The following is a 6,740-nucleotide window of genomic DNA, read 5'->3' as shown; positions in this document are numbered from 1 at the left end:
CGTAAAAGGTATCGTGCGGGCTTCCGGGCGGGATGCGGGCGAAGTAGTAGCCGCCACCCTCCACCCGGCAGCTTTCGATGTAGTTAACTATCCGGGTCGTCACTTCGCGGAACGGGTTGGTGCTCATAGTCCCCTCCTTTGACCTGTTCGCGCCGGAGTTTACTTGACGTTCTTTCCGCCGGCACTACTTTGGGCCGGTCGGCGCAGGACTGCGGCCAGGGCCACGGCGGTCAAGGCCCCCATCGCGCCGCCGAAGTAGAAGGGCGCCGCGGGGCTAAGTACTTTCCAGAGAAAACCGGCGAAAAGCGACGCCGGAAGGAGCCCGATGCCCACTAGGGTGGCGTGCAGCCCGATGAGCGTGCCCCGCTGGTGTTCCGGGGCGATCTCGGCGACGAGGGCCTTCTCTACGCCTTCGGTGGCCGCTGAGTAGAGGCCGTAAGCGGCGAAGAGCGGCCACAGGGTTTCTGGCTGTCGGGCGAGGGCGAAGCCCAAGTAAACCAAGCCGTAGGTAAGGTAACCCCAGACAAGAAGGCGCCGCCGGCCGACCCGGTCGGAGAGGCGGCCGGCCGGATAGGCAAATAGCCCGTAGATGCTGATATAGGCGAGATAGAGCAGGAGGACTTCCCGCACGAAGAAGCCCATATTCTGAGCCCGCAGGAGCAGGAACTGGTTGGAGGAGTTGCCGAGGGTGAAAAGGAAAACCACCACCAAGAAGGCCTTAAGCCGCGGGTCGAGTTCGCGCCAGTTGAGGCTAAGGCGCGGGGTGGTCCGGGAACGTCGGTCGCGCTTCTCCCGGACGAAGAAAAGAAGAACCACGCCGAGGGCCGCGGGAATGACGGCGTAAAGGAAGACGGGGCGAAAATCGGCCGGTGCATGCCGGAGAAAGAGATAGGCTACCGCTACTCCCGCGACGGCGCCGCAGGTGTCCATCGCCCGGTGCAGCCCAAAGGATAAGCCGTAGGCGCGCGGGTCACTCGAGTCAGCGATGAGGGCATCCCGGGGCGCGGTGCGTACACCCTTGCCGAAGCGGTCAGCAAGGCGCCCGGCTAAAACCCAGCTCCAGGAGGTGGCAAAGTAAAAAAAGCCTTTGCCGAGGGTGGAAAGAGTATAACCGGCGATGGCGAGCGGCTTGCGCTGTCCGGCGCGGTCGGACCAATAGCCCGAAAAAACTTTCAGCAGGCTGGCAGTGCTCTCCGCCAGACCTTCGATCACACCGACGATGGCTGGCGTGGCCCCGAGTTGGAGGGTGAGGAAGAGCGGGACTAAGGGATAGACCATCTCGGAGCTGACGTCGGTGAGAAAACTGACGAGGCCAAGCAGAATGATATTAAACGTCGCTTTCCTCCCCGCGGGGGCAGTATTCCGCCGCTACCCGCCGGACGGTAGCGAAGCGGTGGTTGCGGGCAGCGCAGACGGCTTCTCTTGCCTCCGGCGTGCCGATCTGGCCCAGCGCCGCGCAGGCGGCGGCTACCAGGTAAGGGTCCGGGCTTTCCTTCAGTTTAGCCACGAGCGCAGGCACCGCGGCGGCCGCTTTGAGCTTGCCCAGAAGGTAGGCGGCCCGGAGGGTCGTCATGGCTTCAGGCGCGTCAAGCGCCCGGATGAGCTTCTCCACATAACTGGCGTTATCCTCCAGGAGTGCACCACAATGGGGGCAGGGGCCGCGGGCGCCGGCCGGGACCTCCCGCCAGCACTTTTGGCAGAAGTAGGTGAGCGGCACCGCGCCAGTCCCTCCGGTAGGGGTGGTGCCGTTTCTTACGTGCCTAATTCCTTATCCCGGATGACCAGCACCGGGCAGGGCGCATGGTTTACCAGGTAGTTGGAGACGCTGCCCAAGAGATAGCGCTTGACGCCGCCCAGTCCCCGCGCCCCGGTAACGATCAGGTCTGCCTCTATGGCGGCGGCGAACTCCACCAGCCGCTCGCCGGTGTGGCCGTAAAGCACTTCCGACTTCAGTTCCACGCCCTTTTCCGCGGCCAGGGAGGCGGCCTGCCGGAGCGGCTGCTCGTAGTACTGGCGCGCCCGCTGGATGTTTTCGTCCACCTCGTCGAGGGTGCTGACATACTCCGGCAGCCACACTACAGAGACTGTAGTCACGTTGGCCCCAAATTTCTGCGCGATTTCCAGTGCGGCCCGCAGTGCCGCAAAGGACTGGGGCGAGGCATCGAAAGCCACGATAATTTTTGCAAACACCTTCATTTGCCTCCTTCATTTGCCCGTGGCGGCAAGGTTTCCTTTATAGGAACGGCGGCCACCGCAGGCGCTTGTTCCTTCAGCTTACCTTCCGGCTTAAAGAAGGCCTGGGCGATCAGCGTGGGAATTACCCCGCTTAGGATAACCACGGTTACCAGCACGGAATACTGCTGCCGGTCAATGTAGCCGTGGGTGAGTCCGAAGAGCGCGGAGATGGTGCCGAAGGTGAGTCCCGTGGACATAAGAAGGGTCGTGTAAATCCCGTCGTTCTTGCCGAACCGGAAGGCGGCGGTGAGCGGCCAGACGCCGATAAGCTTGGCGGCCATTTTTACCAGTAGCAGGACGATAATCAAACCGAGCCCTACCCACAGGGCCTTGAAGGAGACGAGCGCACCGGCCTTCGGGAAGTAGAAGGGCGTGAGGAAGGCGAAGGCCAGGCCCCGCAAGCGGCGCACAAACTCTTTCTGCCCGGCCAGAACGGTGGCTACTACGAGCCCTACCAAGCAGGCCGGTAGCACCGCCTCGCTGTTTGCTTTAACGGCCAGGGCGCCCAAGCCGAAGAGGGCCAGGAAGAAAAACTTTGTTTCGGGCTCGCTTACCCGGTCGGATAAGTCCCGAAAGACCTTCCGGGAAAGGGGCGCAAGTAGCGGGAGGGCTACCGCCAGGGCCAGCGCGAAGACTATCAGCCATAGGTTGTAATTGGCAAAAAGTGCACCGAGTGCTAACACCGTGCCCAGGTCGTTAACAAAACAGGCGGCCAGGATGATCTTGCCGAGCTCGGTCTGGTTGAGCCCGGTTTCCACCATCACCGCGTAGACGATCGCCACCGAGGTGGTGGAGAGAGCAATACCGGCGATCTTTGCCCCTGCCGGGCTCCAACCGGCCACGTAATAAGCGTAGGCCATCGCCGCTAAGAAAGGAAAGAGAAAGCCGACAAACCCGAGGGAGAGGCTTTCCTTCCAGCGTTGTTTGAGTACCGCCGGTTTCACCTCGGCACCGGCTAAAAAGGTGAGGACCACGCTGCCGACGGCGGCTAAAGCGTTGATCCAGGGTGTGGGGTGGACGCTTAAGAAGTTGCCGCCCAAGGCACCGACGAAGATCTCCACCATCGCCACGGAGACGCCGAGCCTGATTGAGATTAGCGCGGCCAAGAAGGCTAAGCCCATCCATATCGTTGCCTGCAGCCACAAATCCATGGTTTTCCCCCGTTTAGAAAATAAAGTGACCCCTGGCAAAAGACCCAGGGGTCATTAGCATCCCGCGTTAGGCGAACCCCATCGCCAGTGTTACGAAGGAGTTACCTTTACGTAACACTGAAGACAATTTTATCCGGCGGCAGGGGGCGTGTCAAGGGGGTTGAAAGGAGTTTGCATGTTTTTTTTCTAAATACCGAAAACTTCCTCAGCGTTATGTTTCGCGATCCGGGCAATAATTTCCGGGGGAGCCCCGTTGAGCTTTAAATACCGCACGGCCTTCGGGACGCTCAGGGGATCGTTGGGTTTGACGTTGCTGTAGTCGCTGTTCAGTACCCCTCGTTGAAAGCGTTCCAGGTGATTCAGCAGCAGGTGGGGCGTGAGCCCTTCTTGGCGAATGGTGAGCCCGGGAACGGCCCCAAAGTCTTCGATTAAGTCAATAATGTCCAAATTAGCGTGGTCGATGATCACTTTTCCGGGTTCCATCCCGACGGCAGCGGCAATTTCAATCATCTTGTTGGTTATTTCCACTCTGTTCTGTGGCGGGGTATGAAGGATTACCGGCACCCTGTATTCCTTGGCTACCTTCAATTGCTCTTTAAGTACCTCCTGTTCCCGCGGGCTCCCTTCATGCAGGCCGATTTCTCCTAAACCGATAACGTCATTCATCTGCAGGTAGTCTGGGAGGACGTCGATCACCCTGGGCCAGTCTTCCGGTGTCCCCATGGGGTGAATGCCGACCGCGACAAAAAGCTTGATGCCGTTTTCGGCAGCAATCTTCGCCGAGAGGGTTAACATTTGGTGGAAGTGGTCAAAGAGTGTTTCTGCATGTTTGGCCCCGAAAAATATGGAGCAGCCGATAATCTTTTTGACGCCGGCCAGAGCCATGTTTTCCAGCCCTTCGTACGGAAGCAACGAAACGTGCGTGTGAGAATCTATAATTCCTCCCATAAGGAATTTTCCCCCCTTTTGCTGTGCTGTGTCGGGTCTTCCTTTTTGGAGTCGCATCTTCTACTGTTGAAGGGGAAGTGGAAAACCTCCCTTTCCCCCAAGTGTATGGTCAGGGCTTGATGTAGGCGTACCCTTCAGCTTGTCTTCTGGTAATCTCGGTTATCCCGGCCGGCACGACCGTTACGAAATCGGGGAGGCTCCCTTCGTCGATAGACTGCGCCTTAAGAGCGTTTCGGCACGCGGCGAAGTTCACCCCTGCCTCTGACAACTTCTTCCTCTGCTCCCTCAGTGATCCGGTAACCGGGCTGCAGCACTGGCCGCTTCCGGTTGGAAGACAACTGCTCCTGGAAACGGAAACCGCCTCACCGTTGGCTACTACTTCGACCGCGGCGTTTCCTTGCCCTACGTCGTTCAAGAAATTGGTGGTGTTTACGAGTACCCTTTGCCACCGGTTGGATTCGTCGATGTGGAAGAGAACTTTCAGCCGGTTCATTCTTAACACCCCTTTGTTTTGTGTTTTTGGTCTCGCGGCGACGGGGAACTATTACAATTGCGTAACATTAGGTGTTAGCGATTATACGCCCAATAGCGCTATCTTGCAAGTGGTACAAGCTACTTTATTTCGCAAATCCGCGCCAGAGATCATCCGCGACGCACGCCAGTGGAGGCGCGCCCGCCGTCAGTTTTTCCGGCAGCCACCTTCGGTGGCGCACGGGGGGCGTGGCGCACCGCTCTTCCCGGCCGCAGCACGTCTGTCCCGCGGGCCGGCTGCCGCCTTTCGCCACGTGGGGCGCAGGGAAGAGCCTTTGGAGTTCCTTGCTCCCGCAGCGCGGGCAGCTCTGGGGCGGCGTGTCTCCCTGGTTCAAGCGTACCTCCCAAACGTGACCGCAGCTTTCGCACCGGTAATCATAGGTGGGCAATCTTCTCCCCCTTTTTAAGGGGGACTGGTCGGCCAGCAGGTAATAAATGGTGCCGGCCTGCTTTTGGAATTTGATTTTTCCGGCCGTGAGAAGTTCCTGGACCCGCTTTGCCGCCTCGGTGGGGAGAATCCCTAGTCCGGCGGCGATTTTCTCTAGAGTAACGGGGCGCCGTGTAAGGACATTCAGGAGCTCGTGCTCCTGGGGCCAGGCTTTTTCGCTACGGCGGCCTCGCGGTACGGCGCAATTACTGCCGCGTTTTTGCCGAGGCCAGCGGCGAGCCGGCGTAATTCGCTTTGTGGTACGGCAAAAGCAAACTCCTCCGCGGGCGGGCGGGTTACGGTATTCACCTGGATTTTATCCGGTTTTATCATCTCTATCCACCCGGCTAACTTGCGAACCTCGCTTTCGATAGCGGTGACGCCGCCAAGCAGGAAGACCTCGAGCCAAAGCGCCCCCGGTATTCCTCACGGAAACGAATTAGCCCTTCGGCTACTTGGTGGAAGCAGAGGGTGGGGTGGGGCCGGTTCACGTAGTTAAAAAGGTCGGCGTCCCCGGCGTCGAGGGAAGGCAGCACCACGTCTGCTTGCAACAGGGCGCGCCGCACCTCTGTCTGGTAGAGGAGCGAGCCGTTGGTCAGCACGGCCACCGGGAGCGGCGTGAGTTTTTTCAGTCCGGCGATGACCGCCGCGGTTTCGCTGTAGAGCGTCGGCTCACCCGAACCGGAAAGGGTAATGTAATCGGGTTGTGGTCCGGCGGCAAGTTTCGCCTCCACCTCGCTCAGCACCGCTTCCACCGGGAAAAACGCCTGCCGCTCAAGCGTTTTGCGGGTGGTCCGGCCGAGCTGGCAGTAGATGCAGTCGTAGGTGCAGGTTTTAAACGGCACCAGGTCCACACCGAGCGATTTGCCCAGCCGGCGCGAGAAAACAGGACCGAAAACGCGCCCGGAAACGAGCGGTAATCCCTCCTGCGGTTCCTCTTTTGCCAGGGATAGTTTCTCTCTGTTTGGTTACGCCAACAGATTATTACGGTCGTATGTTCATTACAATGGTAACGCCCCGTATTACATTGTGTCAACGTTTTTGACCAGGCTATGTATTGTTTTTTTTAATAAGGCCAACGCAGGCGGTCTTAAGTGGTATTTGCCGCGGCGGCGTTTGTATGCTATTCTAACTTATAGTTAGGTATACCTAACAATCTTCAGTTTGCCTACCTTTAGGTTAAGGGGTGGAGCTATGGAAAAAGTTATCCAGCGGTTGAGTGCGCTCCCGGTAGGAGCAGCCGGGAGGATCGCGCGGGTGGAGGCTGCCGGGAGCCTACGCCAGCGGCTGTTGGCGATGGGGGTGATCCCGGGCGGGGAGGTGGCGGTCGAAGGCGTGGCCCCTTTGGGCGACCCGGTCGCGGTGAAGGTGAAGGGACATCTCCTGACGCTCCGGAAGAGCGAAGCCGCGAAGATCTTTGTGGAGGTGGAGCGGGGGTGAAGCTCTTG

At 59.3% G+C, this 6,740-nt stretch carries 9 protein-coding genes and 1 riboswitch; of the genes, 1 reads left to right on the top strand and 8 read right to left on the bottom strand.

Going from position 1 to position 6,740, the window contains the following annotated elements; genetic code table 11:
* Window positions 1–159: 159 nt before the first annotated feature.
* From ACUVTA_RS05400 to ACUVTA_RS05365, 8 genes are all read right to left on the bottom strand, one after another.
* Window positions 160–1,320 carry an MFS transporter gene (locus ACUVTA_RS05400; protein ID WP_445951952.1) on the bottom strand — a complete coding sequence of 387 codons (1,161 nt, stop codon included), beginning with the start codon at window positions 1,318–1,320 and terminating at the stop codon, window positions 160–162.
* 7 nt (window positions 1,321–1,327) lie between these two features.
* Complete coding sequence (locus tag ACUVTA_RS05395) at window positions 1,328–1,717, bottom strand: HEAT repeat domain-containing protein (protein ID WP_445951951.1); 390 nt, start codon at window positions 1,715–1,717, stop codon at window positions 1,328–1,330.
* Between the two features lie 35 nt (window positions 1,718–1,752).
* Window positions 1,753–2,190, bottom strand: a complete 438-nt coding sequence (locus tag ACUVTA_RS05390) for a universal stress protein (RefSeq protein ID WP_445951950.1) — start codon at window positions 2,188–2,190, stop codon at window positions 1,753–1,755.
* 2 nt (window positions 2,191–2,192) lie between these two features.
* Window positions 2,193–3,386 carry a cation:proton antiporter gene (locus ACUVTA_RS05385; protein WP_445951949.1) on the bottom strand — a complete coding sequence of 398 codons (1,194 nt, stop codon included), beginning with the start codon at window positions 3,384–3,386 and terminating at the stop codon, window positions 2,193–2,195.
* Window positions 3,387–3,424: 38 nt separating this feature from the next.
* A riboswitch (Fluoride riboswitch) is annotated at window positions 3,425–3,481 on the bottom strand.
* Between the two features lie 91 nt (window positions 3,482–3,572).
* Entirely contained in the window at window positions 3,573–4,334 is a 762-nt protein-coding gene (locus tag ACUVTA_RS05380) for a TatD family hydrolase (RefSeq protein ID WP_445951948.1), read from the bottom strand.
* A 109-nt stretch (window positions 4,335–4,443) separates the two neighbouring features.
* Window positions 4,444–4,827 carry a DsrE family protein gene (locus ACUVTA_RS05375; protein WP_445951947.1) on the bottom strand — a complete coding sequence of 128 codons (384 nt, stop codon included), beginning with the start codon at window positions 4,825–4,827 and terminating at the stop codon, window positions 4,444–4,446.
* Window positions 4,828–4,951: 124 nt separating this feature from the next.
* The gene (locus ACUVTA_RS05370; RefSeq protein WP_445951946.1) at window positions 4,952–5,254 is read right to left on the bottom strand and encodes an FmdB family zinc ribbon protein; all 303 of its coding nucleotides are present in this window, start codon (window positions 5,252–5,254) and stop codon (window positions 4,952–4,954) included.
* Window positions 5,255–5,639: 385 nt separating this feature from the next.
* A complete protein-coding gene (locus ACUVTA_RS05365; protein WP_445951945.1) occupies window positions 5,640–6,137 on the bottom strand; it encodes a radical SAM protein in 498 nt (165 codons plus the stop codon).
* 349 nt (window positions 6,138–6,486) lie between these two features.
* Between ACUVTA_RS05365 and ACUVTA_RS05360 the strand changes: the two genes are divergently transcribed.
* The gene (locus tag ACUVTA_RS05360) at window positions 6,487–6,732 is read left to right on the top strand and encodes a FeoA family protein (protein ID WP_445951944.1); all 246 of its coding nucleotides are present in this window, start codon (window positions 6,487–6,489) and stop codon (window positions 6,730–6,732) included.
* Window positions 6,733–6,740 lie beyond the last annotated feature (8 nt).

It is taken from the genome of Thermodesulfitimonas sp. (assembly GCF_052743955.1).
Note: the sequence above shows the minus strand (reverse complement) of the source record. Positions and strands in the feature narration are given on the sequence as shown.